Origin of the sequence: Micromonospora auratinigra (assembly GCF_900089595.1) — a bacterium.
Taxonomy (GTDB): Bacteria; Actinomycetota; Actinomycetes; order Mycobacteriales; family Micromonosporaceae; genus Micromonospora; species Micromonospora auratinigra.
In genome coordinates, this window is record NZ_LT594323.1 from 3,826,835 (window position 1) to 3,849,797 (window position 22,963).

The following is a 22,963-nucleotide window of genomic DNA, read 5'->3' on the forward strand; positions in this document are numbered from 1 at the left end:
GACTGAAGACCGAGTGTAGAACGCTGGCCTGAACGATCGCTAAGTCAACTCGTACCGGCCGGTAACCCGGGCTCAGGCCGACGGCGTCAGCGGACCGCCCAGCGCCACGTCGTCGACCCGGATGTTGATCTCGTCGACCCGCAGCCCGTACGCCTCGACCGCCGAGGTCACCGCCGCGCGGACCCCGTCGGTCACCTCGGGCACCGGCCGGCCACCGTCGATCACCAGGACCAGGTTCACCACCGCCGCGCCCTCGGTGACGTGCGCCGAGCAGCCGCGCCGGGCGTCGCCCACCTGGTCGAGCCCGACCCGGTCCAGCACCGCGTTGAAGAAGCGCGCCACGTCGCCGCCCAGCTCGGCGACGCCGGGCACCGACTTCGCGGCGGCCACCGCGATCTTCTCCACCACCTCGTCGGAGACGTGCGTCGCGCCGCCCGCCGCCGCGCTGGGCAGCACCGACAGCTCCTGGGTCGCCTCGTCAGCCATGCTCTCCCCACCGGATTCGTCCGCCCCACGCGCTCCGTGGGCGGTGCGAGCGTACTTCGCCGGTGTCGATGTCGTCGCGGTGGTTGCGCGATTCGCGCTGTTACGGTGTCCGGTGGGTCATGAGTGCCAGCGTCAAGCCCCGGCTCGCTGGCCGGCAACCCCCCGTCGGGGTGGGGTGCTCCGGGTGAGGACCGGGCCCGGCGGCGCCGCCGGGCAATCCGACACGACAGGGGCTCAGGTGACGACGATCCCGTCCTCCTCCGGCGAGACCACCAGGGCCGATCGGCGGGACCCGCCGTCGGTACGGATCCGGCTCGCGCAGACCGACGACGCCGCCGAGATCGCGATGTTGCACGCCGACAGCTGGCGACGGCACTACCGAGGTGCGTACGCCGACTCGTACCTCGACGGCGACCTCGAGACGGACCGCCGCTCGGTGTGGTCGGCCCGGCTCGCCGCATCGACCCACAGCGCGACCCTCCTCGCCGAACACGACGGACGACTGGTGGGCTTCGTCCACGTCGTGCTCGACGAGGACCCACGCTGGGGCAGCCTCGTCGACAATCTGCACGTCGTCCACGATCGACGCCGGATGGCCGTCGGCACCCGCCTGCTGAGCCACGCCGTCCGGGCCGTCAGCGGGCAGGCGACCGGCAACGCGATGTGCCTGTGGGTGCTCCGGCAGAACACCCCGGCCCGGCAGTTCTACCGCGCCCGCGGGGCCACCTGCGCGGAGACCGCGACGGTGTCGCCGCCCGGCGGGGACCCGACCCGGCTGCACGGCGCGCCCCGCAAGCTGCGGATGGTGTGGCCGGACGTGACGGAGGACTTCCGGGCCTGAGCGGCCGTCCGGGCGTCCCGGTCGGGGCTCGGCGGCAGACCGGTCAGGAGTCGAGCCGTCCCTCGGCGATCCGCCGGACCGCCTCGCCGGTGGCCAGCTCACCGCGCCGCTCCGGATGGGTCAGGTAGAAGTCGACGGCCTGCCGGACCACCTCCCGGTCGGCTGCCAGCCAGTAGCTGCGGATCACCAGGAAGGGCAGGTACTCCAGCTCGCCGGTGTCGAACCGGCCGGCGTGCCGGCGCAGCACGCTGCGGGGCGAGGGATCGGCCCGCACCACCAGCGCCCAGGTGCCCAGCGCCTCGGTCCCGACGCTGCGGACGGCGTCCCACGGCAGCCAGTAGAAGCTGGTCAGGCCCCGGTGCGCCAGCCCGGCCGGCGAGAGCAGCAGCCCGCCGGGCGCGTGCCGCAGCATGACCAGCAGGTACCAGCCGGTCACTGCCGTCCCGGCGAAGAGGACGACGCCCAGGACCACCCCGGCGCCCAGCGCCGTGGCGAACAGGAACACCGCGCAGACCGCCAGCAGCAGGGTGAACCAGCCGTACGCGGCCGTGGAGTAGCCGAAGCGCACCGCGCCGGCCGACCCGTCCGGGGCGGCCACCGGGGCGGCTGCCGCGCCGCTGCCCCGCCGGCCGACGAGCAGCAGGAAGCCGACCGCGCCGCCCAGGAAGAGGGTGACCAGCGCGGACCAGGTCGCCGCGGCCCAGTCCCGGTCGAGCACGGCCGCGGCCACCGCCAGCGCCGCCAGCCCGGTGAGCACACTCAACAGGCCAACGACCAGCAGCGCCGAGACCGTCCAGCGCCGTCCCGACCGACCTCGCGGCGGCTCCGCGTGCCCGCCCGCTTCCCCGCTCGGTTCCACTGGTACCCCCGTCGGCAGCTCGTGCCGCGCACAGTGCCCCGTGGCGACAGGCGTCAATCCCGAGGGTCAGGAGCCGAGCTGGGTCAGCAGCTCCCCGGCCGCCGCGTACGGGTCGATCGCGCCCTCGGCCACCTTGGCGGCGAGCGTGCTCAGCTCCGTACCGTCGCGCAGCGAGCCGATCCGGTCGCGGAGGACACCGAGCGCGATCGCCTCGACCTCGGCGGCGGCCCGGGCCTCCCGCCGGCGGCGCAGCTCGCCGTGGCGCTCCAGCCAGTCCCGGTGCTTGTCGATGGCGGCGGCGATGTCGTCGATGCCCTCGCCCCGCGCGGCGATCGAGCGGACCACCTGCGGCCGCCACTCCCCCGGGCCACGCTCGCCCAGCGCGATCATGCCCTGGATGTCGCGGACCGTCGCGTCCGCGCCGTCCCGGTCGGCCTTGTTGACCACGAAGACGTCGGCGATCTCCAGGATGCCGGCCTTGACCGCCTGGATCGCGTCGCCCATGCCCGGGGCGAGCAGCACCAGCGTGGTGTCCGCCAGCGAGGCGACCTCGACCTCGGCCTGCCCGACGCCCACGGTCTCCACCAGCACCACGTCGCAGCCGGCGCCCTCCAGCACCCGCACCGCCTGCGGCGTCGCCGCGGAGAGGCCGCCGAGGTGGCCCCGGCTGGACATCGAACGGATGTAGACGCCCGGGTCGGTGGCGTGGTCCTGCATCCGGACCCGGTCGCCGAGGATCGCGCCGCCGGTGAACGGGCTGGACGGGTCGATGGCCAGCACCCCGACCCGGTGGCCGCGCGCCCGCAGCGCCCGGACCAGCTCGTTGGTGGTGGTCGACTTGCCCACCCCGGGCGAGCCGGTCAGCCCGACCACCTGGGCGTGCCCCGCGTACGGCGCGAGGGCCGCCGCGACCTGCGGCAGCACCTCGTCACCGGACTCGACCAGGGTGATCAGCCGGGCCACCGCGCGGGGGTCGCCCGCACGGGCCCGGTCCACCAGCATCGGTACGTCCCGGCTGCGGCGCACCGGGCCGGTGGCCGTGGCCGGGACGTTCTCGACGGTCTCACTCACTGGTCAGGTCCCCTGTTCGGCTCGCGGGATCGACATGATCCCACGCTCACTGCTGCGCGTCGGCACCCGCCGGGACGTGGATGATCAGGGCGTCGCCCTGGCCGCCGCCGCCGCAGAGCGCGGCCGCGCCGGTGCCCCCACCGCGCCGCTTGAGCTCCATCGCCAGGCTGAGCACCAGCCGCGCGCCGGACATGCCGATCGGGTGGCCGAGCGCGATCGCGCCGCCGTTGACGTTGACCTTGTCCGCGTCGATGCCCAGGTCCCGGGTGGACTGGATGCCGACCGCGGCGAACGCTTCGTTGATCTCGATGAGGTCGAGGTCCGAGACGGCCAGGCCGGCCTTCTTCAGGGCGTGGTTGATGGCGTTGGACGGCTGCGAGTGCAGGGAGTTGTCCGGGCCGGCCACGTTGCCGTGCGCGCCGATCTCGGCCAGCCAGGTCAGCCCCAGCTCCTTGGCCTTGGCCTTGCTCATCACGACCACCGCGGCGGCGCCGTCGGAGATCGGCGAGGAGCTGCCGGCGGTGATGGTGCCGTCCTTGGCGAACGCCGGGCGCAGCTTGCCGAGGGTCTCGACGGTGGTGTCCGGGCGGATCCCCTCGTCCTCGCTGACCACCAGCGGGTCACCCTTGCGCTGCGGGATGATCACCGGGGTGATCTCGTCGGCGAAGTGACCGTTCTTCTGGGCGGCGGCGGCGCGCTGGTGGCTGGCCGCGGCGAAGGCGTCCTGCTCCTGGCGGGTGATGCCGTGCTTCGCCCCGTGCCGCTCGGTCGACTCGCCCATCGAGCAGCAGTCCCAGGCGTCGGTGAGCCCGTCCAGGGCCATGTGGTCCTTCACCGTCACGTCGCCGTACTTGTAGCCGGAGCGCTGGCCGAGCAGCAGGTGCGGGGCGTTGGTCATGGACTCCATGCCGCCGGCCACCACGATGTCGAACTCGCCGGCCCGGATGAGCTGGTCGGCCAGGGCGATCGCGTCCAGCCCGGAGAGGCAGACCTTGTTGATGGTCAGCGCGGGGGTGGACATCGGGATGCCCGCCTCGACCGCCGCCTGGCGGGCCGGGATCTGGCCGGTGCCGGCCTGGAGCACCTGCCCCATGATCACGTACTGCACCTGGTCGGGGGCGACGCCGGCCCGCTCCAGGGCCGCCTTGATCGCGATGCCACCGAGCTTGGTCGCGGGGAGGTCCTTGAGGTTGCCCAGCAGGCGCCCCATCGGGGTACGCGCGCCGCTGACGATCACCGAAGCCATGCCTGCCTCCGAGGGGGGTGCCAAGCTGTACGCCTTAACGATTGTTCGGTCAGACTAGCGCCATGGCTGAGAACTCCCCCGTCGAGCCCGCTGCCGACTACGTCACAGACATCGGTCTGCGCCGCATCGACCACGTCGGGGTCGCGGTGGCCGACCTGGACGCCGCGATCGACTTCTACCGGCGCACCTTCGGGATGCGCTGCGTGCACACCGAGACCAACGAGGAGCAGGGCGTCCGCGAGGCGATGCTGGCGGTCGGCCCGGGCACCGAGGGCGGGATGGTGCAGTTGCTCGCCCCACTGTCGCCCGACTCCACCATCGGCAAGTTCCTGGACAAGCGCGGCCCCGGCATCCAGCAGGTCGCGTACACCGTGGCGGACATCGACGCGGCCTGCGCGGCGCTGCGCGAGCGCGGCGTCCGGCTGCTCTACGAGAAGCCGAAGCGCGGCACGTCGGACTCGCGGGTCAACTTCGTGCACCCGAAGGACGCCGGTGGCGTGCTGATCGAGCTGGTGGAGCCGGCCGCCACGCACTGACCGCGCACCCCGAGGGCCCCTCCGGCACCGGAGGGGCCCTTCCCATTTCCTGGGACGCGGCGCGGCAGTGCGCGTTTCCGCGTTCCCACGGACAGCTCCACGCATCGGTCGATGCAGTTTTTCACACCGCACTTCCGACCCTAGCTACCGTTCAGTAACGTCCGGCCCCACAGGAGCGGCGACCGGTGCCGGATGTGTCGATCGACGACATGGTGGTCCCGCCGTACCGGCGCCGACTATGGCAGCACCCCTGCCCGCCCGGTGCGGGTGGGCGACGAACGGGAGGTCACCGTGCAGGACATCCTCGCAGCGATCATGGCGGCGGAGGGCTCCGCGCAGCCGGAGCGGGAACTCGCCGGCCTGGCCGGCCTGCCGGTACCGGAGAGCTACCGGGGCGTGGTGGTCCGCGCCGAGGACACCCGGATGTTCGACGGCATGGCCACCCGGGACAAGGACCCGCGCAAGGCGCTGCACGTGCAGGAGGTGCCCACCCCCGAGCTGGGCCCGGGCGAGGCGCTGGTCGCGGTGATGGCCAGCGCGATCAACTACAACACGGTGTGGACCAGCATCTTCGAGCCGCTGCCCACCTTCAAGTTCCTCCAGCGCTACGGCCGGCTCTCCGAGCTGACCCGCCGGCACGACCTGCCGTACCACGTGGTCGGGTCGGACGCGGCCGGCGTGGTGCTGCGCACCGGCCCCGGGGTGACCCGGTGGAAGGCCGGCGACGAGGTGGTCGCGCACTGTCTCTCCGTCGAGCTGGAGGACGCGGCCGGCCACGACGACACGATGCTCGACCCGCAGCAGCGGATCTGGGGCTTCGAGACCAACTTCGGCGGCCTGGCCGAGCTGTGCGTGGTCAAGGCCAACCAGCTGATGCCCAAGCCGCGCCACCTGAGCTGGGAGGAGGCGGCCAGCCCCGGCCTGGTCAACTCCACCGCGTACCGGCAGCTCGTCTCGCACCACGGGGCGAACATGAAGCAGGGCGACGTGGTGCTGATCTGGGGCGCCTCGGGCGGCCTCGGCGGGTACGCCACCCAGATGGCGCTCAACGGCGGCGCGATCCCGGTCTGCGTGGTCTCCTCGCCGGAGAAGGCCGAGCTGTGCCGGAAGATGGGCGCCGAGCTGGTGATCGACCGCAGCGCCGAGGGCTTCCGGTTCTGGAAGGACGAGCAGACCCAGGACCAGGACGAGTGGCGCCGGTTCGGCGAGCGGATCCGGGAGCTGACCGGCGGCGAGGACCCGGACATCGTCTTCGAGCACCCGGGCCGGGAGACCTTCGGCGCGAGCGTCTTCGTCGCCAAGAAGGGCGGCACCATCGTCACCTGCGCCTCCACCAGCGGATTCCTGCACCAGTACGACAACCGCTACCTCTGGATGCACCTCAAGCGGATCGTCGGCAGCCACTTCGCCAACTACCACGAGGCGTGGCAGGCCAACCGGCTGGTCGCGCTCGGCAAGGTGCACCCGACCGTGTCGAGGACCTACCCGCTGGAGCAGACCGGCCAGGCCGCGTACGAGGTGCACCGCAACGCGCACCAGGGCAAGGTGGGCGTGCGCTGCCTGGCGCCGGCCGACGGCCTCGGCGTCCGGGACACCGAGCTGCGGGCCCGGCACGAAACGGCGATCAACCGGTTCCGCGGCCACTGAGCCGTACGGAGGATCGCGGCACGGCCAAAGCGCGGAGGCGGCATTACCTTTCCGCCGTCCCCGACACATTCGACTGACGTGCCGACAAAGGGCCGCGGGCCGACCCCGCGGCCCTTTTCGTGCTCACCTTGCGTAACGTCCGGCGCGCCCGGGAGCTGCCAAGATCGCCCTTTGGTCCGGTCCCGGGAGACCCCGAAGTTGACCATGTAATGAGGACACGAAAGGTGCGCACCGCTCTTGCGGAGGACCCTGGGGCGTCTGCCAGTATGTCCCAATGCCCCAGCAGCAGTCCTCCCCTCTTGCGTTCTTCGATAACGCGAACTCGCAGCCCGATTTCACCGTTGGCCTGCGCGGATACAACACCGGTCAGGTCGACGACTTCATCGGCCGGTTGACCGCCGCGCTGACCCAGTCCGAGCAGGCCCGCGCCGAGGCCGAGCAGCGGATGAACGACGCGCAGCGTCGGCTCCGCCAGGCCGAGCAGCGCCAGGGCGCGCTCGAGCAGAAGCTCACCGAGACCAACAAGCAGCTCGAGGAGAACAGCCGGCCGACCCTCTCCGGCCTGGGCACCCGCGTCGAGCAGATCCTCCGGCTGGCCGAGGAGCAGGCCAACGACCACCGCAACGAGGCCAAGCGCGAGTCGGAGGGCATCCTCTCCGCCGCCCGGCTCGAGGCGCGGGAGATCACCGACAAGGCCCGCGCCGAGGCGGCCGCGATGAAGGCCACCGCCGAGCGGGAGGCCGGCAGCGTCCGCACCGCCGCCGAGCGGGAGGCCGCCGAGGTCCGGGTGCAGGCCCGCCGCGAGGCGGACACCCTGCGCGCCGACGCCGACCGGGAGACCAAGCAGCTGCGTACGGTCACCGCGCACGAGGTGGCCGAGCTGAAGTCCACCGTCGAGCGGGAGGTGGCCACCCTGCGTGCCACCGCCGAGCGCGAGATCACCCAGCAGCGGGCGAAGGCGGCCCGGGAGGCCGAGGAGAAGCGCGCCGAGGCGACCAAGCTGCTCACCGACGCCCGGGACAAGCGCGACAAGGACCTCCAGGCCCTGGAGCTCCAGCTCGCCGAGCGCCGGGAGAAGGCCGAGCGCGAGGAGTCCGAGCGGCACGCCGCCCAGGTCGCGCAGACCCAGAAGCTGGTCAGCGAGGCCGAGCAGCGGGCCCGCGCCGCCCAGGAGCGCGCCAAGGAGATCGAGCAGCGGGCCGAGGCGCGCCGGGTCGAGTCCGAGCGCACCGCCAACGAGACCGTCGACAAGGCCAAGGCGCTGGCCGACAAGACGCTGAGCGAGGCGAAGGCCGAGGCCCAGCGGGTGCTCAACGAGGCCCGCACCGAGGCGGAGCTGACCACCCAGGCGGCCCGCCGCGAGGTCGAGGACCTCACCCGGCAGAAGGACGCCGTCACCTCCCAGCTCGGCCAGATGCTCTCCGGTCTCGCCGGCATCGTGCCGGGGGTCCCGGCCGCCGCCAACAAGCCGGAGCCGGCCAAGCCGCAGGCCGCCGAGCAGAAGGTCACGGCCGAGTCGGCCAGCTGAACACCCACCCGCATCGGGGCATGAGCCGCGGCGCGGGGTGACACCGGGTAACCGGTGCCGCCCCGCGCCGTCATGCTTTCCCCGCCCGTTTCGCCACCTGAGTGAAGTAGGTCCCAACCGGGCGGTCCGTATCGCCCCAGCAGGGCCGGTTGCGTGTGAGGATGGTGGCATGTCGCACGGCGAGGAACTGTTCGCTCTCGGCGGGGATGTGACCACGGAGCCCAGCTTCGAGTCCGCGCTGCGGGGATACGACAAACGACAGGTCGACCGCTACGTCGCTCGCGCCGAGCACGAGATCGGGGCCCTGGCGGCCGAGCGGGAGCAGGCGTACACCCAGATCCACAAGCTGGCCGGCCAGGTCGAGGTGCTGCAACGCGACCTCGCCCAGGTGCGCAAGCAGGTGGGCGTGGTGGACCGGGCCTCCTTCCGGCACCTCGGCCCCCGGGTCGAGCAGATCCTCGCCATGGCCGAGGAGCAGGCGGACGACATCCTCGCCGCCGCCAACGAGGAGATCGAGGCGCGCCGGGCCGCCGCCGAACACATCGTCGAGGAGGCCCGCGAGCAGGCCGCGCAGGCGCTCAAGGACTTCGAGATCGCGCTGGCCGCCCGGCGGGCGGAGGAGGAGCGACACACCGCGGCCCGCAAGACCGAGGCGGAGACCACCCTCAAGACGGCCCGGGACGAGGCGGCCCAGCTGCGGCGCAAGGCCCAGGAGGCGCTCGCCACCGCCCAGCAGGAGGCCACCCAGCTGCGGGACGCGGCCAAGGAGATCCACAACCGGGCCCAGCAGGAGGCCACCCGGCTGCGGGAGGCGGCCAAGGAGGCCCTGGCCACGGCGCAGCAGGAGGCGACACAGCTCCGCGAGGCGGCCAAGGAGGTGCACGCCAAGGCGCAGCAGGAGGCGAAGCGGCTGACCGACGCCACCGCCGAGGCCGGCCGCGCGACGCACGCCAAGGCGCTGGCCGAGGCCAAGAAGATCGTCGACGACGCGGAGGAGGCGGCGAAGGCCACCCGCGGTCGGGCGCGTACCGAGGCCAACCGGCTCACCACCGAGGCGGCCGAGGCCGGCAAGCGCAACCGCGCCGAGGTCGAGGCGTACGTGCAGCGGATGCGCACCGAGACCGAGGCGTACGTGCAGCAGGCCCGGGCCCAGACCCAGCAGGAGCTGGGCGCCTGGCGGGCCGGCGTCGAGCAGGAGGTCAACTCCCGCCGGGACGCCGCCGACAAGGAACTGGCCCAGCGCCGCGCCGCCGCCGAGCAGGAGTACGCCAAGCGCCGCGACGAGCTCGACCGGCAGCACACCAAGCGGCAGGACGAGCTGGAGCAGGCGTACACCGCCCGGCACGCGGAGATCGAGCAGGGCGCGGCCGCCGTCCGCCAGGCGGCCGAGCAGGACGCGCTGACCATGCGCCGGCGGGCCGAGGAGGAGGCCGCCGAGCTGTTGCAGCGCGCCGAGACCGACGCCGCCGACAAGCGCCGCAAGGCCGACGAGCACGTCGCGGCCTCGCGCCGGCAGTTCGAGGAGTACGCGGCCACCACCCAGCAGCACCTGGCCACCACCCAGCAGCACCTCGCGGCGACCCAGCAGGAGGTGGCCGCCGGCCGCCAGCAGCTGGCCCAGGTGATGCTGGAGATCGCCCAGGCCCAGCAGGAGCTGGCCGACCTGCGTACGGAGACCTGGAAGTCCCGGCAGGAGTCCGACGAAATGCAGCGCCGGCTGGCCGAGCTGAAGCTGGCGGGGACCGGAGCGGGCCTCGCCGCCACCCCGGTCGACCCGGACGAGCTGGCCGCGGCGGCCGGCGGCGACGGCGGGACTGGCCCGACCGGCAAGGCCGGCCAGGGCAAGGCCGACCCCGGGAAGGCGGCGGCCACCTCGCCGAAGGACGGCGCGGCGGTGACCGTCCGGGGCATCGCCTCGGTCTCCCCCGACGGCGGTGCGACCGCGTCCGCGACGAGCACGGAGCCGGCGGTTCCGGCAGGCGGCACGGAGCCGGTGCCGGCCACGAACGGATCGACCAACGGAAAGCCGGTGCCGGCGGGGGCCACCAAGGCCCGCCCGGTCGCCGAGCCGGTCACCACCGTGGACGGTGGCTCCGCCACCGCCGGGGTGGACGGCGAGCCGACGGTGGCCGCCGTGCCCGGCGAGGGCGGGCGCACCGCCACTCCCACGAAGATCACCAGCACCGGCGAGAACGGCAAGCGCCCGACGAAGCCCACCACCGACGAGCGCAGCGCCAAGCCGAGCGCCGTCACCGTCGACAAGGACTGACCGGACCGCCCGTCGCCTGCGCCGCCCGGCGGGGCGACGGGCGACGACGCCGCGCCACCGCCCGGGGCGGGCGCCGGGCGACCGACACCGCCTGCGCCGGCAATCGGCGACCGGCGACGGGCGACGGGCGACGGAACGTTCCACCGCGCGGTGCTCTCCTCGCGTGCCCCGCCGCCTGGCACATCAGTGAAGAGCAATATGACTCTGCGGCATTTTCCTGCCTCACAGGCATATCGCTTCTGACACTTGTCATCCCGGTGCAGCCGGACCGGGCCGGGCGACCGGGCGGCGGGGCCCGGGGGTCCGGGGTGGGGACGCCACCGGGCGGGGTGCCACCGAGCGACACTGCGACTACCCTCCGGGCAGAGGGAACGGACATCGCCGGCCGGGCGGGATCCTGGGGAGGTCGCGTGAGTCAGGACGGGCCGTCGGACCGGGTACCGCCGGAGCAGGAGCCCGCCGCCGGGTCCGGCGAGCGCGTCGACACGGCCGCCGAGGAGCTCACCGAGCCGACCGAGTTCGAGCCCAGCGGCCGGTTCGGCGTACCGGGGAAACCACTGCGACGCAGCCCCTTCCTGGTCGGCTTCACCGGGGCGCTGGGGGTGCTCCTGGCGTACGCGGTCTTCCTGGGCGTACGCAACGCCGCCGGCATCCTGGTGCTGGTGGTGATCGCGCTCTTCCTCGCGGTCGGGCTGCACCCGGCGGTGGTCCGGCTGCGCGGCTGGGGACTGCCCCAGGGGCTGGCCGTGGCGGTGGTGACGGCGACCGTGCTGCTGCTGATCGTGGCCGGCCTCTTCGCCCTGGTGCCGCCGGTGGTCACCCAGTCCGGGCAGTTCCTCGCCCATCTCCCCGGCTACGTCGAGGACCTGCGCCGCAACCACACCGTCAACGACCTGGTGGTCCGGTACGACGTGATGCAGCGGGTGCAGGCGGCGGCGAACGCGGACACCATCGGGCGGGCCCTCGGCGGCGTGCTGGGCGGCGCACAGCTGATCTTCGGCACCATCTTCCGCGGGCTGACCGTGCTGGTGCTGACGATCTACTTCCTGGCGTACTTCGAGAAGCTGCGCGACCTCGGATACGCGCTGGTGCCGCGCTCGCGCCGGGAACGGGTCCGGCTGATCGGCGACGAGATCCTCACCCGGGTCGGCGCGTACATGGTGGGTGCGCTGGCGATCGCGGTGCTGGCCGGGGCGACCACCTTCGTCTTCGCGCTGGTCGTCGGGCTGCCGTACCCGTTCGCGCTGGCCGTGGTGGTCGCGGTCACCGACCTGATCCCGCAGATCGGGGCGACCCTGGGCGCGGTGGTGGTGACCCTGGTCGGTCTCGCCACCGACCTGCCGGTCGGGGTCGCCTGCCTGGTCTTCTTCGTGGTCTACCAGCAGGTGGAGAACTACCTGATCTACCCGAAGGTCATGCGGCGGGCGGTCTCGGTGAACGAGGTGGCCGCGCTGCTCGCCGCCCTGCTCGGGGTGTCGCTGCTGGGGGTGGTCGGCGCGCTGATCGCCATCCCGACGGTGGCCGCCCTGCAACTGATCCTGCGCGAGGTGGTACTCCCCCGGCAGGACTCGCGCTGACTCCTCAGTCGGCCCGGCGCTGCGCCGGGCCGGGCACCGGGGTGTCGGCGAAGGAGGCGACGGTCCGGTCGGCGTACGCGCTCACGTCACCGGTCTCCATCAGGCCGTCCCAGCTGGTCGGCAGCGGCACCGGCACGGCCGGGGCGACCCGGCTGACGATCTCGTCGAGCACCCGCTCGGCGTCACCCACCCAGAGGTGCTTCGCGCCGGGCACCCCGACCACCTCGGCCTGCGGCACCGCGGCGAACCGCTGCCGGGCCTCCTCGGGGCGCAGGTAGTCGTCGAACTCGGGCACCAGCGCGGTGAGCGGCTTGCCGGACTCCGCCCAGACGGTCAGGTCCTCGGGGGTCGAGAAGCGCAGCGGCGGGGAGAGCAGGATCGCCCCGGCCACCGCCGGGTCGCAGCCGTACCTGATGGTCAGGTCGGTGCCGAACGACCAGCCGACCAGCCAGATGTTCGGCAGCTCGGCGAACTCGGCGTACTCGATCGCGGCGGCCACGTCGAAGCGCTCGCCGACGGCGTTGTCGAACGCCCCCTCGCTGGTGCCGCGGACGCTGCTGGTGCCCCGGGTGTTGAACCGGAGCACGGCCAGGTCGGCCAGCGCGGGCAGCCGCCAGGCCGCCTTGCGGAACACGTGGCTGTCCATCATCCCGCCGTGGGTGGGCAGCGGGTGCAGGCAGACCAGCGTGCCGGCCGGCTCCCGGTCGAGCGGGCGGGCCAACTCACCGACCAGGGTCAGCCCGTCGGCGGTGTGCAGCTCGATCTCCTCCCGGTGGCCGGGCAGGATCGACGACGCACGGATCGGGGTGCTCACGGTGTCAGTGTCCCGCGCCGTCGCGCCCACCGCCCGCCGGGGCGGAAACCGGGTGATCCAGATCGCTCAGCCGTACCGGGGGGCGCTGCGGCCGCGCTGGAGGTTCGGCCCGCGCCGGTCCCGGGCCCGCCAGCAGCCGCTGTGCCAGTGCCGCCGGTCGGTCAGGTCACCCGCGCCGTCGGCCGGCCACGCCACCAGGTGCGCCACCCCGGGCCGGATCTCCTGGTCACAGCCGGGACAGCGGTACGTCTTGACCGACGCCCCGCCGCTGATCCCGCGTACCTGCCAGTCGCCGTCGCGCCACTGCTGGACGGTCGGCACGCCCTGGCGTACCCGGTCGGAGTCCAGCTGGGGGTTCTCGTCCCGACGGGGGCGGTTGCGACGGGGGCTCACGGTCACCAAGCGTACGGGCCGCCGGCCGGACCGGCCCGGGTCGGGCGGTCCGGCCGGCGGGGCCGGTCACTTCCAGGTCGCCGGGTCGGTCAGGTTCTTCGCCACCTGCGCCCCGGCCAGCACGGTCGTCGCGTCGGCCTCGGTGAAGCCGGGGCCCTTGGGCGGTTCCATCCCGGGGTACGGCCAACCGAAGTCGGCGGTCAGGTGCGTCCGCGGGATGTCCAGCCGGTCCAGCTTCGTCCCGTCCGGGTAGAGGTAGGCGGGGTGGCCGGCCACGGTGCGGTTGCCCGGTTCGTTCTTGATGGCGATCTCCGCCCCGTACACCATCCGCACCCACATCGTCGCCGACCGCTCGCGGACGAGGGTCAGTTGGACGTTGAGACCCTTCGGGAAGGTCGTGACGTCGACCGAACAGCTGGCCACCGTCGTGCCCGCCGGCAGCGTCGTCAGCCGCAGCGGGCCCGCGCACCGGCGTGCCTCGTTCCAGCGGACGGCGTCCACGGCAGCGGAGAGCGCATTCTGGTCCCCGCCGAGCATGCTCGCCCTGGCGTACAGGCCCGGGGCGGGCTCCCAGGCCTTGACCATCCCGCCGGAGGTGCCCGGCACCTGGCGAACCGTGCCGTCGAAGGTCAGCCGGGTCACGTCGGCCCGGATCGGGAAGCCGTCGATCCCCATGTCGTTGAAGAGCCGCGCGGAGCGGGCCACCTCGACCAGGACCGACTGCCCACCCCCGACGCTGAACCGCACCGACTCGATCTGCGGACCGTACACGGCCCAGCTCAGGTAACGGGCCCGGCCGGGGTCCACCCCGAAGTGCAGCACCGCCGGGTCGGAGCCGACCAGGTCGGGCTGCTCGGCCGCGCCCGGCACCCCGTCGGCGCGGGGCGGCACCGGGGCGGCGACGGTCGGCGTGGACGCCACCCAGGGCAGCCGCCCCGCCAGCCCGCCGAGGTCGGTCCCGCTCACCCCGACGAAGCCGAGCACCCCGACCAGGGCCAGCGCGGTGCCGGTGGCGGCCCGGCGGCGTACCTGCCGGCGGCGGCCGAGCCGGCGGGACGCCGTCAGCAGCCGGCGGGTGTCGGTCTCGCCCTCGGCGCGTTCCCGCAGCACCGAGGCGATCCGCTGGTCGAGGTCGGTCACGGCCGGCTCCCCTGGGTCGTCGGGGCGCCGCAGCGCTCCCGGAGGTGGGCGAGCGCCCGCATCGCGTGGGTACGGACGGTGACCGGGGAGCAGTCCAGGATCTGGGCGATGGTCGCGTCGTCCAGATCCTCGTAGTAGCGCAGCACCAGCACCGCGCGCTGGCGGTCGGGCAGGCCGAGGATCAGCCGCCACAGGGCGTCCCGCTCGGCGGTCTCGCCGCCCAGATCGCCCCGGTCGGCCCGGTCGGCGAAGCTGTCCACGGCCAACTCGCGGCTGGACCGGCGCCGCCACCACGAGTTGTTGGCGTTGATCAGCATCCGGCGCACGTACACGTCGGGCCGATCGGCCCCGGCGATCTTCCGCCAGTGCACGTACGCGCGCGCCAGCACGTCCTGGGTCAGGTCCTCGGCGCGGTGCTCGTCGCCGGTCAGCAGCCGGGCCAGGCGGATCAGGGCCGGGCCCCGGCTGCCGACGTACTCCTCGAAGGTCACACCCTCATGACGCCGTCACCGGCGTCCGCTGTTGACCCGGATCAGCGGTTGGTGTGGTCGCGGAAGCCACGGCCGCTCTTGCGGCCGAGGTAGCCGGCGGTGACCAGGTGCTCCAGCAGCGGCGCGGGGGCGAAGCCCGGCTCGCGCAGCTCCAGGTAGAGCTCGCGCTGGATGGCCAGCGAGACGTCCAACCCGACCACGTCCAGCAGCTCGAACGGGCCCATCGGGTAGCCGCAGCCGAGCTTCATCGCGTGGTCGATGTCGTCGGCGGTGGAGTAGCTGGCCTCCAGCATCCGCACCGCGTCGTTCAGGTACGGGAAGAGCAGCGCGTTGACGATGAAGCCGGACCGGTCGCCGCAGACCACGCCGGTCTTGTCCAGCGCCGCACAGACCGCGCGGGCGGTCGCGGTGGTCTCGGTGGAGGTGCGGATGGTCTGCACGATCTCCACCAGCGGCATGATCGGCGCGGGGTTGAAGAAGTGCAGGCCGACCACGTCGGCCGGGCGCTGGGTGGCCATCGCCACGTCGATCACCGGCAGCGACGAGGTGGTGGTGGCGAGCACGACGCCCGGCTTGCAGATCTCGTCCAGGCTGGCGAAGAGGGCCTTCTTGACGCTCAGCTCCTCGACCACCGCCTCGACCACCAGGTCGACGTCGGCGAGGTGCTCCAGGGTGGCGGACCAGGTGACCCGGCCGAGCGCGGCGTCCCGGTCGGTCTCGCTGAGCTTGCCCCGTACCACGCCCTTGTTCAGCGAGGTCTTGACCGCCTCGCAGACCTTGGCGGACTTCTCCGCGCCCCGGGTCACCGAGATGACCTCGTAGCCGGCCTTGGCGAAGACCTCGATGATGCCGGTGGCCATGGTGCCGGAGCCGACCACGCCCACCTTGGCGATGGCCCGGGCGCCGTCGGCGAGCGCCGCGCCCGTCGCGACCGGGGTGTGCTCGTCGGCCACGACCTTCGGTGAGCCCGGCCGCTCGTAGGTGTAGAAGCCGCGACCGGACTTGCGGCCGAGCAGGCCGGCGGTGACCATCTGCTTGATCAGCGGCACCGGGGCGTGCCGGCGGTCCCGCCCGCCGCGCCGGTACATGGTGTCCAGGATCTCGTACGCGGTGTCGAGGCCGATCAGGTCCATCAGCGCGAGCGGACCCATCGGCAGGCCGCAGCCGAGCTTCATCGCGGCGTCGATGTCCTCGCGGGAGGCGTAGCGCGCCTCGAACATGCTCACCGCGTGGTTCAGGTAGCCGAAGAGCAGCGCGTTGGCGATGAAGCCGGCCCGGTCGCTGATGGTGACGTCGACCTTGCCGAGGCGCTTGCAGAGCGCCTCCACGTCGGCGACCACGTCGGCGGAGGTGACCACCGTGCGGACCACCTCGACCAGCTTCATGACCGGGGCCGGGTTGAAGAAGTGGATGCCGATGACCTGGTTGGGCCGGGTGGTGGCGACCGAGATCTCGGTGACGCTCAGCGAGGACGTGTTGGTGGCCAGGATCGTCTCGGGCCGGCAGACCCGGTCCAGCTCGGCGAAGATCCGCTGCTTCAGGTCGAGGTGCTCGGGCACCGCCTCGATCACCAGGTCGACGGAGTGCAGCGCGTCCAGCCCGACCTGGAAGTCGACCCGGGAGAGCAGGGCGTCCCGGTCGGCCTCGGCGAGCTTGCCCTTGGCGACCGCCCGGTCGGTGGAGCCGGTCAGGTTGGCCCGACCGCGCTCCAGGGCGGCCGCGGAGATCTCCACCGCCACCACGTCGATGCCGTTGCGGGCGAAGACCTCGACGATGCCGGCACCCATGGTGCCCAGACCCACCACACCAACCCTGGTGAACTCGCGCGCCACGACCGGCCTCCCCTGGTTCTCGACTGCACCGTCACCGACGTTAACGGCCGCTAAGGTTATGCGCCGGAGTCTGCCATGTGACGCTGCGTTGTCGAGAAGCCGTGGGATATTTCACGACGCCCGTCACTGTCCGGGCGGCGGCCCGCCGCCCGTCACCCGAGCGGCTCCGTCGCCCGCGCCTCGATCGACTGGCGCGGCGGGGGCACGGGCAGCGGCAGGGTCGGCCGGCTGTCCCGGCGCGGCGCGCCGAAGTGCAGGCCGACCGGGTCGGTGCGGGCAACCCCCGGGTCGAAGAAGCGCAGCTCGGTGCGGCCGAGCCGGACCAGGTCGCCGTCGGCGAGCTGCACGCTGCCGGTGATCCGCTGGTCGTTCAGCCAGGTGCCGTTGGTCGAGCCGAGGTCGGTCAGGCACACCCCCTCGGCGGTCAACCGCACCGTGGCGTGCCGGCGGCTCAGATGCGGATCGGCGAGGACCAGGTCAGCGGTCGGTGCCCGACCGATCACCTGCGACTCCCGGCCGACCCGGAAGCTCAGCCCCCGCATCGTGCCAGCCGCCACGGTCAGCAACGGCATCAGCTCCGGATGTTCCTCCATGGACCATCGCCTCTCCACCCACCAGCGCCCCGGCTCAGCCTGCCACCTCACGGTAACCCTCTGCACCCCCGCGTGGTCACCCCCGAGACCCCGGGTGGTCACCTGTGGTTCGCCGGTTCGGCGCGGATCCCCGGCTCGACCGGGTGATCTCCGCCGGCCGCCGGACCACATCGACACCTACCGGTGAGTAATGCTCAGGTCTAGACTTCCGCCATGACGGCTGTGCATGTCCCCGGGACGCCGACCATCTCGGCCGGCCACCTGATCTCCACCAGCCCCGCCACCGGCGCCGAGGCCGGGCGCTTCCCGGTCGCGACCGAGGCCGACGTCCGGGCGGTGGTGGACCGCGGCCGCGCCGCCGGCGAGTGGTGGGCCGGGCTCGGCTTCGCCGGCCGGCAGGACCGCCTCCAACGCTGGCGGGGCGTGCTCGCCCGGCGGATCGAGGAGCTGGCCGAGCTGGTGCACGTCGAGGGCGGCAAGCCGGTCGGGGACGCCGTGGTGGAGATCCTCACCGCGCTGGAGCACGTCGACTGGGCGGCCCGCAACGCGCGGCGGGTGCTCGGCCCCCGGCGGGTGCGCAGCCGGCTGATCCTGGCCGAGTTCACCGGCCACCTGGAATACCAGCCGTACGGGGTGGTCGGCGTGATCGGCCCGTGGAACTACCCGGTCTTCACCCCGATCGGCTCCACGGCGTACGCGCTGGCCGCCGGCAACGCGGTGGTGTTCAAGCCCAGCGAGTACACCCCGGCGGTCGGGCAGTGGCTGGTGGACCGGTTCGCCGAGGTGGTGCCGGAGCACCCGGTCCTGCAGGCGGTGCACGGCCTCGGCGACGTGGGTGCGGCGCTCTGCCGCTCGGGCGTCGGCAAGCTCGCCTTCACCGGCTCCACCGCCACCGCCCGCAAGGTGATGGCCGCCTGCGCCGAGACGCTGACCCCGGTGCTGCTGGAGGCGGGCGGCAAGGACGCGATGATCGTCGACGCCGACGCCGACCTGGACGCGGCGGCCGAGGCGTGCGTCTGGGGCGCGATGACCAACGCCGGCCAGACCTGCATCGGCATCGAGCGGGTCTACGCCGTCGACCAGGTCTTCGACGCCTTCGTCGAGAAGGTGACGGCGAAGGCGTCCCGGCTGACCGTGGGCCCGGAGGGGGCCGACCTCGGGCCGATCACCATGCCGTCGCAGCTCGACATCATCCGGCGGCACATCTCCGACGGCGTGGCCCGCGGTGGCCGGGCGGTGCTCGGCGGCCCCGACGCGGTCCAGCCGCCGTACGTGCACCCGACCGTGCTGGTGGACGTGCCGGAGGACTCGGCCGCGGTCCGCGAGGAGACCTTCGGCCCCACGCTGACCGTGAACCGGGTGCGCGACGTCGACGAGGCGGTGCAGCGGGCCAACGCCCTGTCGTACGGGCTGGGGGGCTCGGTCTTCGGCCGGAAGCGGGCGGTGGCGGTCGCGCGGCGGCTGCGCTCCGGGATGGCCTCGGTCAACTCGACCCTCACCTTCGCCGGGATGTCCACGCTGCCGTTCGGCGGCGTCGGCGAGTCCGGCTTCGGCCGGATCCACGGCGAGGACGGGTTGCGCGAGTTCGGCCGGGCCAAGTCGATCACCAAGCGTCGGGCCCGCTCGCTGCTGCCGGCGATGACCTTCGAGCGCACCCCGGCGGACGTCGCCCGCCTGGTCAAGGTCGCCAAGCTGATGTACGGCCGGGGTCGCTGAGCGCCCCGGCCGGGCCGGCTCAGAACAGGGTCAGCTCGTCGCGCTCGATGCCGCGCAGCTTGTCGTAGTCGACCACCACGCAGCGGATGCCCCGGTCGGTGGCGAGCACCCGGGCCTGCGGCTTGATCTCCTGGGCGGCGAAGACGCCGGTGACCGGGGCGAGCAGCGGGTCGCGGTTCATCAGTTCGAGGTAGCGGGTGAGCTGCTCGACGCCGTCGATCTCGCCGCGCCGCTTCACCTCCACCGCCACCGCGCCCGCGTTGGCGTCCCGGCAGAGCAGGTCGACGGGGCCGATGGCGGTCATGTACTCCCGCCGGACCAGGGTGTAGCCCTCGCCGAGGGTCTCCGGGTTGGCGGCGAGCAGTTCCTGCAGGTGCGCCTCGACGCCGTCCTTGCGCAGGCCCGGGTCGACACCCAGCTCGTACGAGGTGTCCTGGAAGATCTCCTCCAGGGTGATCCGCAGCTCCTCGCCGGCCTTGTTGACCACCCGCCACACGCCGGGCGCCTCCTCCAGCCGGCAGGGCGGGCTCATCCAGTTCAGTGGCTTGTACGCCCGGTCGTCCGCGTGGATCGACACCGAGCCGTCCGCCTTCACCATGAGCAGCCGGGTGGCCAACGGCAGGTGCGCCGAGAGTCGTCCGACATAGTCCACCGAGCACTTCGCAATCACCAACCGCACCCGACGAGGGTAGCGGAGCGGCCGGGCTCCGCCGACGAGCGGCACTGGCGTACCGGTGCCATATTGAGATGGTGCTCGAAGTCCTCACCGGTTCCGGTCTCGCCGCCTCGGCCGGCCTGAACGCCTACATCCCTCTCCTCCTCATGGGTCTGCTGGCGCGCTACACCGACCTGGTCGACCTGCCCAGCGGCTGGCAGTGGCTCGGCAACGGCTGGGTGATCCTGATCCTCGCCGTGCTGCTCGCCGTCGAGGTGGTCGCCGACAAGGTGCCGGTGGTCGACCACATCAACGACGTGGTGCAGACCGTGGTCCGGCCGACCGCCGGTGGTCTGGCCTTCGGCGCCGGCTCCAGCTCGGAGACCGTGACGGTCAGCAACCCCGACACCTTCTTCTCCTCGCACCAGTGGGTGCCGGTGGTGACCGGCGTGCTGATCGCGCTCGGCGTGCACCTGCTCAAGTCGGCGGCCCGGCCGGTGATCAACGCGACCACGGCCGGTTTCGGCGCCCCGGTGGCCAGCACGGCCGAGGACGCGACCAGCGCGCTCATGTCGGTGGTGGCGATCCTGCTGCCGGTGCTGGTGCTGGTCTTCCTGGTCGGCTTCGTGGCGTTCCTCTTCTGGTTCCTGCGCCGGCGCAAGGACCGTCGCCGAGAGCGGCAGGCGGCCCGCGCGGCCGGCTTCCGGGTCTGAACCGGGTGGGTGGGCCGGCCCGGCGCCGGCCCACCAGCCGGACGATTTCCCGGTGGAAGAATCGGTCAAAAGCCTAAAATTCCTCTAGACACCTAGAGGAGGTCACCGTGACCGCGTCGATGGAGATGCCCAAGGTCCAGGAGTGCAGCGTCCACTCCTGCGCCTACAACCACACCAACGACTGCCATGCCTTCGCCATCACCATCGGCAGCAGCGACCACGCGCACTGCCACACCTTCGTGGAGATGCCGGTGCGCGGCGGCATCGAGCAGATCAACGCCCAGGTGGGCGCGTGCAGCCGGGCCGACTGCCAGCACAACTCCGACCTGGCCTGCCACGCCCCGGCGATCAGCGTCGGGCCGCGGATGGACATGGCCGACTGCCAGACGTACGCGAGCCGGTGAGGTCCCGTCCCGCCGGTGCCGGCGGGACGGGACTCAGCTCAGCTCGTTGGCCTCGCGGATCACGGTGACCAGCTCGTCGATGATGCCGGTGAGGGCGAAGTCCTTCGGGGTGAAGACCCGGGCCACCCCGGCGGCCCGCAGCGCCTCGGCGTCCCCGGTCGGGATGATGCCGCCGACCACCACCGGCAGGTCGCCCCGGCCGGCGGCACGCAGGCCGTCCAGCACCGCCGGCACGGCGGCCAGGTGCGAGCCGGAGAGCACGGAGAGGCCGACCAGGTCCACGTCCTCCTCGACGGCGGCGGCCACGATCTGCCCTGCGGTCAACCGGATGCCCTGGTAGACCACCTCGAAGCCGGCGTCGCGGGCGCGCACCGCGATCTGCTCCGCGCCGTTGGAGTGCCCGTCCAGTCCGGGCTTGCCGACCAGCAGCCGCAGCCGGCCGCTGCCCAGCTCCCGCGCGGTGGCGGTGACCCGCTCGCGGACCGCCGCCAGGCCCGCGTCGCCGCCGGCCCCGGCCGCGCCCGCGAGCCCCGTCGGGGCCCGGTACTCGCCGAAGACCTGGCGCAGCGCGCCGGCCCACTCGCCGGTGGTGACCCCGGCCCGCACGCAGGCCAGCGTGGCGTCCATCAGGTTCGTCGTGGTCGCGGCGTCCGCGCGCAGCCGGTCCAGCGCGGCGGCGACGGCGTCCGCGTCCCGGCCGGCCCGCCACTCGCGTACGGCGTCGGCGGCGGCCGCCTCGACCGCCGGGTCGACCTGCTCGACCGCCCCGGCGCCGGCCGCGGTCAGCGGCGACGGCTCGGTCTCGGTGTACCGGTTGACGCCGACCACCACGTCGGTGCCGGCCTCCATCCGCCGACGCCGGTCGGCGAGCGAGGCGACCAGGGCGCTCTTCAGGTAGCCGGTCTCCACGGCGGCGACCACGCCGCCCATCTCCAGCACCTTCTCCAGCTCGACCCGGGCCCCGGTGACGATGTCGTCGACCAGCGCGGTCATCACGTGCGAGCCCTCGAACAGGTCGGGATACTCCAGCAGGTCCGACTCGTACGCCAGCACCTGCTGCATCCGCAGCGACCACTGCTGGTCCCAGGGCCGGGGCAGGCCCAGCGCCTCGTTCCAGGCCGGCAGCTGCACGGCGCGGGCCCGGGCGTCGCGGGACAGCGTGACGCCGAGCATCTCCAGCACGATGCGCTGGATGTTGTTCTCCGGCTGTGCCTCGGTGAGGCCGAGCGAGTTGACCTGCACGCCGTAGCGGAACCGGCGCTGCTTCGCCTCGGTCACGCCGTACCGGTCGCGGGTGATCTCGTCCCAGAGCGCGCCGAACGCGCGCATCTTGGCGATCTCCTCGACGAAGCGCACCCCGGCGTTGACGAAGAAGGAGATCCGCTGGACCACGTCGCCCATCCGCTCGACCGGCACCTGGCCGGAGTCGCGGACGGTGTCCAGCACGGCGACGGCGGTGGCCAGCGCGAAGCCGACCTCCTGCACCGGCGTCGCGCCGGCCTCCTGGAGGTGGTACGAGCAGATGTTGACCGGGTTCCACCGCGGCATCTCGCGCAGCGTGTACGCGATGACGTCGGCGGTCAGCCGCAGCGACGCGGCCGGCGGGAAGATGTACGTCCCCCGGGACAGGTACTCCTTGATGATGTCGTTCTGCGTGGTCCCCGCGCAGCGGACCAGCTCGGCGCCCTGCTCGGCGGCGACCGTGCCGTAGAGGCCGAGCAGCCACATGGCCGGCGCGTTGATGGTCATCGAGGTGTTCATGCCGGCCAGCGGGATGCCCTCGAAGAGGGCCCGCATGTCGCCCAGGTGCGCCACCGGGACGCCCACCCGGCCCACCTCGCCGGTGGCCAGCTCGTGGTCCGGGTCGTACCCGGTCTGGGTGGCCAGGTCGAAGGCGACGGAGAGACCGGTCTGCCCCTTGGCCAGGTTGCGGCGGAACAGGGCGTTGGTGGCCGCGGCGGAGGAGTGCCCGGCGTACGTGCGCATCACCCACGGGCGGTCCCGCTCCGGCAGGCGTCCCGGCGTCGCGTCATCCATGGCCGGAGTCTAAGTTACCGTTCAGTAAAAGGGGCTGTGGAAAACCACACAGGTCCATGGAGCGGACCGACGGGCACGAGCGGCGCGACATGGCCGACACCACCACACCCCCGGG

21 protein-coding genes and 1 riboswitch are annotated in these 22,963 nt (G+C 73.1%); of the genes, 9 read left to right on the forward strand and 12 right to left on the reverse strand.

Annotated elements, in window-relative coordinates; all coding sequences use genetic code 11:
* Positions 1–72 precede the first annotated feature (72 nt).
* A complete protein-coding gene (locus GA0070611_RS16975; RefSeq protein WP_091665337.1) occupies positions 73–486 on the reverse strand; it encodes an Asp23/Gls24 family envelope stress response protein in 414 nt (137 codons plus the stop codon).
* A gap of 115 nt (positions 487–601) precedes the next feature.
* Positions 602–711: riboswitch (SAM riboswitch) on the forward strand.
* 13 nt (positions 712–724) lie between these two features.
* On the opposite strand from GA0070611_RS16975, the gene GA0070611_RS16980 reads away from it, so the two are divergent.
* Positions 725–1,327: a GNAT family N-acetyltransferase gene (locus GA0070611_RS16980; protein WP_231921150.1), complete on the forward strand. Its 603-nt coding sequence runs from the start codon at positions 725–727 to the stop codon at positions 1,325–1,327.
* 43 nt (positions 1,328–1,370) lie between these two features.
* On the opposite strand, the gene GA0070611_RS16985 is transcribed toward GA0070611_RS16980, so the two are convergent.
* The 3 genes from GA0070611_RS16985 to GA0070611_RS16995 all read right to left on the reverse strand — a co-directional run bounded on the left by GA0070611_RS16985 (position 1,371) and on the right by GA0070611_RS16995 (position 4,503).
* Complete coding sequence (locus GA0070611_RS16985; RefSeq protein WP_157740340.1) at positions 1,371–2,090, reverse strand: hypothetical protein; 720 nt, start codon at positions 2,088–2,090, stop codon at positions 1,371–1,373.
* A gap of 162 nt (positions 2,091–2,252) precedes the next feature.
* On the reverse strand, positions 2,253–3,188 hold the full coding sequence (gene meaB / locus GA0070611_RS16990; protein ID WP_407940443.1) for a methylmalonyl Co-A mutase-associated GTPase MeaB: 936 nt from the start codon (positions 3,186–3,188) through the stop codon (positions 2,253–2,255).
* Positions 3,189–3,303: 115 nt separating this feature from the next.
* Positions 3,304–4,503, reverse strand: coding sequence for an acetyl-CoA C-acetyltransferase (locus GA0070611_RS16995; RefSeq protein WP_091665344.1), 1,200 nt, complete (start codon positions 4,501–4,503; stop codon positions 3,304–3,306).
* Positions 4,504–4,565: 62 nt separating this feature from the next.
* On the opposite strand from GA0070611_RS16995, the gene mce reads away from it, so the two are divergent.
* The 5 genes from mce (at position 4,566) to GA0070611_RS17020 (ending at position 12,060) form a co-directional block, all read left to right on the forward strand.
* Positions 4,566–5,039 (forward strand): methylmalonyl-CoA epimerase, encoded by a 474-nt coding sequence (gene mce / locus GA0070611_RS17000; RefSeq protein ID WP_091665346.1) that lies wholly within the window; start codon positions 4,566–4,568, stop codon positions 5,037–5,039.
* Between the two features lie 291 nt (positions 5,040–5,330).
* Positions 5,331–6,686: a crotonyl-CoA carboxylase/reductase gene (ccrA, locus tag GA0070611_RS17005; protein WP_091673050.1), complete on the forward strand. Its 1,356-nt coding sequence runs from the start codon at positions 5,331–5,333 to the stop codon at positions 6,684–6,686.
* Between the two features lie 274 nt (positions 6,687–6,960).
* The gene (locus GA0070611_RS17010) at positions 6,961–8,214 is read left to right on the forward strand and encodes a DivIVA domain-containing protein (protein ID WP_091665348.1); all 1,254 of its coding nucleotides are present in this window, start codon (positions 6,961–6,963) and stop codon (positions 8,212–8,214) included.
* Positions 8,215–8,383: 169 nt separating this feature from the next.
* Positions 8,384–10,483 (forward strand): coiled-coil domain-containing protein, encoded by a 2,100-nt coding sequence (locus GA0070611_RS17015; RefSeq protein ID WP_091665351.1) that lies wholly within the window; start codon positions 8,384–8,386, stop codon positions 10,481–10,483.
* A gap of 410 nt (positions 10,484–10,893) precedes the next feature.
* The gene (locus tag GA0070611_RS17020) at positions 10,894–12,060 is read left to right on the forward strand and encodes an AI-2E family transporter (RefSeq protein ID WP_231921151.1); all 1,167 of its coding nucleotides are present in this window, start codon (positions 10,894–10,896) and stop codon (positions 12,058–12,060) included.
* Between the two features lie 4 nt (positions 12,061–12,064).
* Here the strand turns inward: GA0070611_RS17020 and GA0070611_RS17025 are convergent, their stop codons facing one another.
* The 6 genes from GA0070611_RS17025 to GA0070611_RS17050 all read right to left on the reverse strand — a co-directional run bounded on the left by GA0070611_RS17025 (position 12,065) and on the right by GA0070611_RS17050 (position 17,323).
* Positions 12,065–12,874: an alpha/beta hydrolase gene (locus tag GA0070611_RS17025; RefSeq protein ID WP_091673052.1), complete on the reverse strand. Its 810-nt coding sequence runs from the start codon at positions 12,872–12,874 to the stop codon at positions 12,065–12,067.
* Positions 12,875–12,940: 66 nt separating this feature from the next.
* A complete protein-coding gene (locus GA0070611_RS17030; RefSeq protein ID WP_197675725.1) occupies positions 12,941–13,267 on the reverse strand; it encodes a hypothetical protein in 327 nt (108 codons plus the stop codon).
* 66 nt (positions 13,268–13,333) lie between these two features.
* A complete protein-coding gene (locus GA0070611_RS17035) occupies positions 13,334–14,407 on the reverse strand; it encodes a hypothetical protein (RefSeq protein WP_091665358.1) in 1,074 nt (357 codons plus the stop codon).
* A complete protein-coding gene (locus tag GA0070611_RS17040) occupies positions 14,404–14,898 on the reverse strand; it encodes a SigE family RNA polymerase sigma factor (RefSeq protein WP_091665360.1) in 495 nt (164 codons plus the stop codon). Before GA0070611_RS17040 ends, GA0070611_RS17035 begins: the two co-directional genes overlap by 4 nt.
* A gap of 41 nt (positions 14,899–14,939) precedes the next feature.
* Entirely contained in the window at positions 14,940–16,730 is a 1,791-nt protein-coding gene (locus GA0070611_RS17045) for a 3-hydroxyacyl-CoA dehydrogenase family protein (RefSeq protein ID WP_091665363.1), read from the reverse strand.
* Positions 16,731–16,882: 152 nt separating this feature from the next.
* The gene (locus GA0070611_RS17050) at positions 16,883–17,323 is read right to left on the reverse strand and encodes an FHA domain-containing protein (protein WP_091665366.1); all 441 of its coding nucleotides are present in this window, start codon (positions 17,321–17,323) and stop codon (positions 16,883–16,885) included.
* 213 nt (positions 17,324–17,536) lie between these two features.
* Here GA0070611_RS17050 and GA0070611_RS17055 point away from each other — a divergent pair, with 213 nt between their 5' ends.
* The gene (locus tag GA0070611_RS17055; RefSeq protein WP_091665368.1) at positions 17,537–19,039 is read left to right on the forward strand and encodes an aldehyde dehydrogenase family protein; all 1,503 of its coding nucleotides are present in this window, start codon (positions 17,537–17,539) and stop codon (positions 19,037–19,039) included.
* Positions 19,040–19,058: 19 nt separating this feature from the next.
* Here the strand turns inward: GA0070611_RS17055 and nucS are convergent, their stop codons facing one another.
* Entirely contained in the window at positions 19,059–19,718 is a 660-nt protein-coding gene (gene nucS, locus GA0070611_RS17060; protein WP_091665370.1) for an endonuclease NucS, read from the reverse strand.
* A 71-nt stretch (positions 19,719–19,789) separates the two neighbouring features.
* On the opposite strand from nucS, the gene GA0070611_RS17065 reads away from it, so the two are divergent.
* Positions 19,790–20,407 carry a DUF4126 domain-containing protein gene (locus tag GA0070611_RS17065; protein WP_091673055.1) on the forward strand — a complete coding sequence of 206 codons (618 nt, stop codon included), beginning with the start codon at positions 19,790–19,792 and terminating at the stop codon, positions 20,405–20,407.
* Between the two features lie 107 nt (positions 20,408–20,514).
* On the forward strand, positions 20,515–20,811 hold the full coding sequence (locus GA0070611_RS17070; RefSeq protein ID WP_091665372.1) for a DUF1540 domain-containing protein: 297 nt from the start codon (positions 20,515–20,517) through the stop codon (positions 20,809–20,811).
* A gap of 33 nt (positions 20,812–20,844) precedes the next feature.
* On the opposite strand, the gene GA0070611_RS17075 is transcribed toward GA0070611_RS17070, so the two are convergent.
* Complete coding sequence (locus tag GA0070611_RS17075; RefSeq protein ID WP_091665374.1) at positions 20,845–22,848, reverse strand: protein meaA; 2,004 nt, start codon at positions 22,846–22,848, stop codon at positions 20,845–20,847.
* Positions 22,849–22,963: the final 115 nt, after the last annotated feature.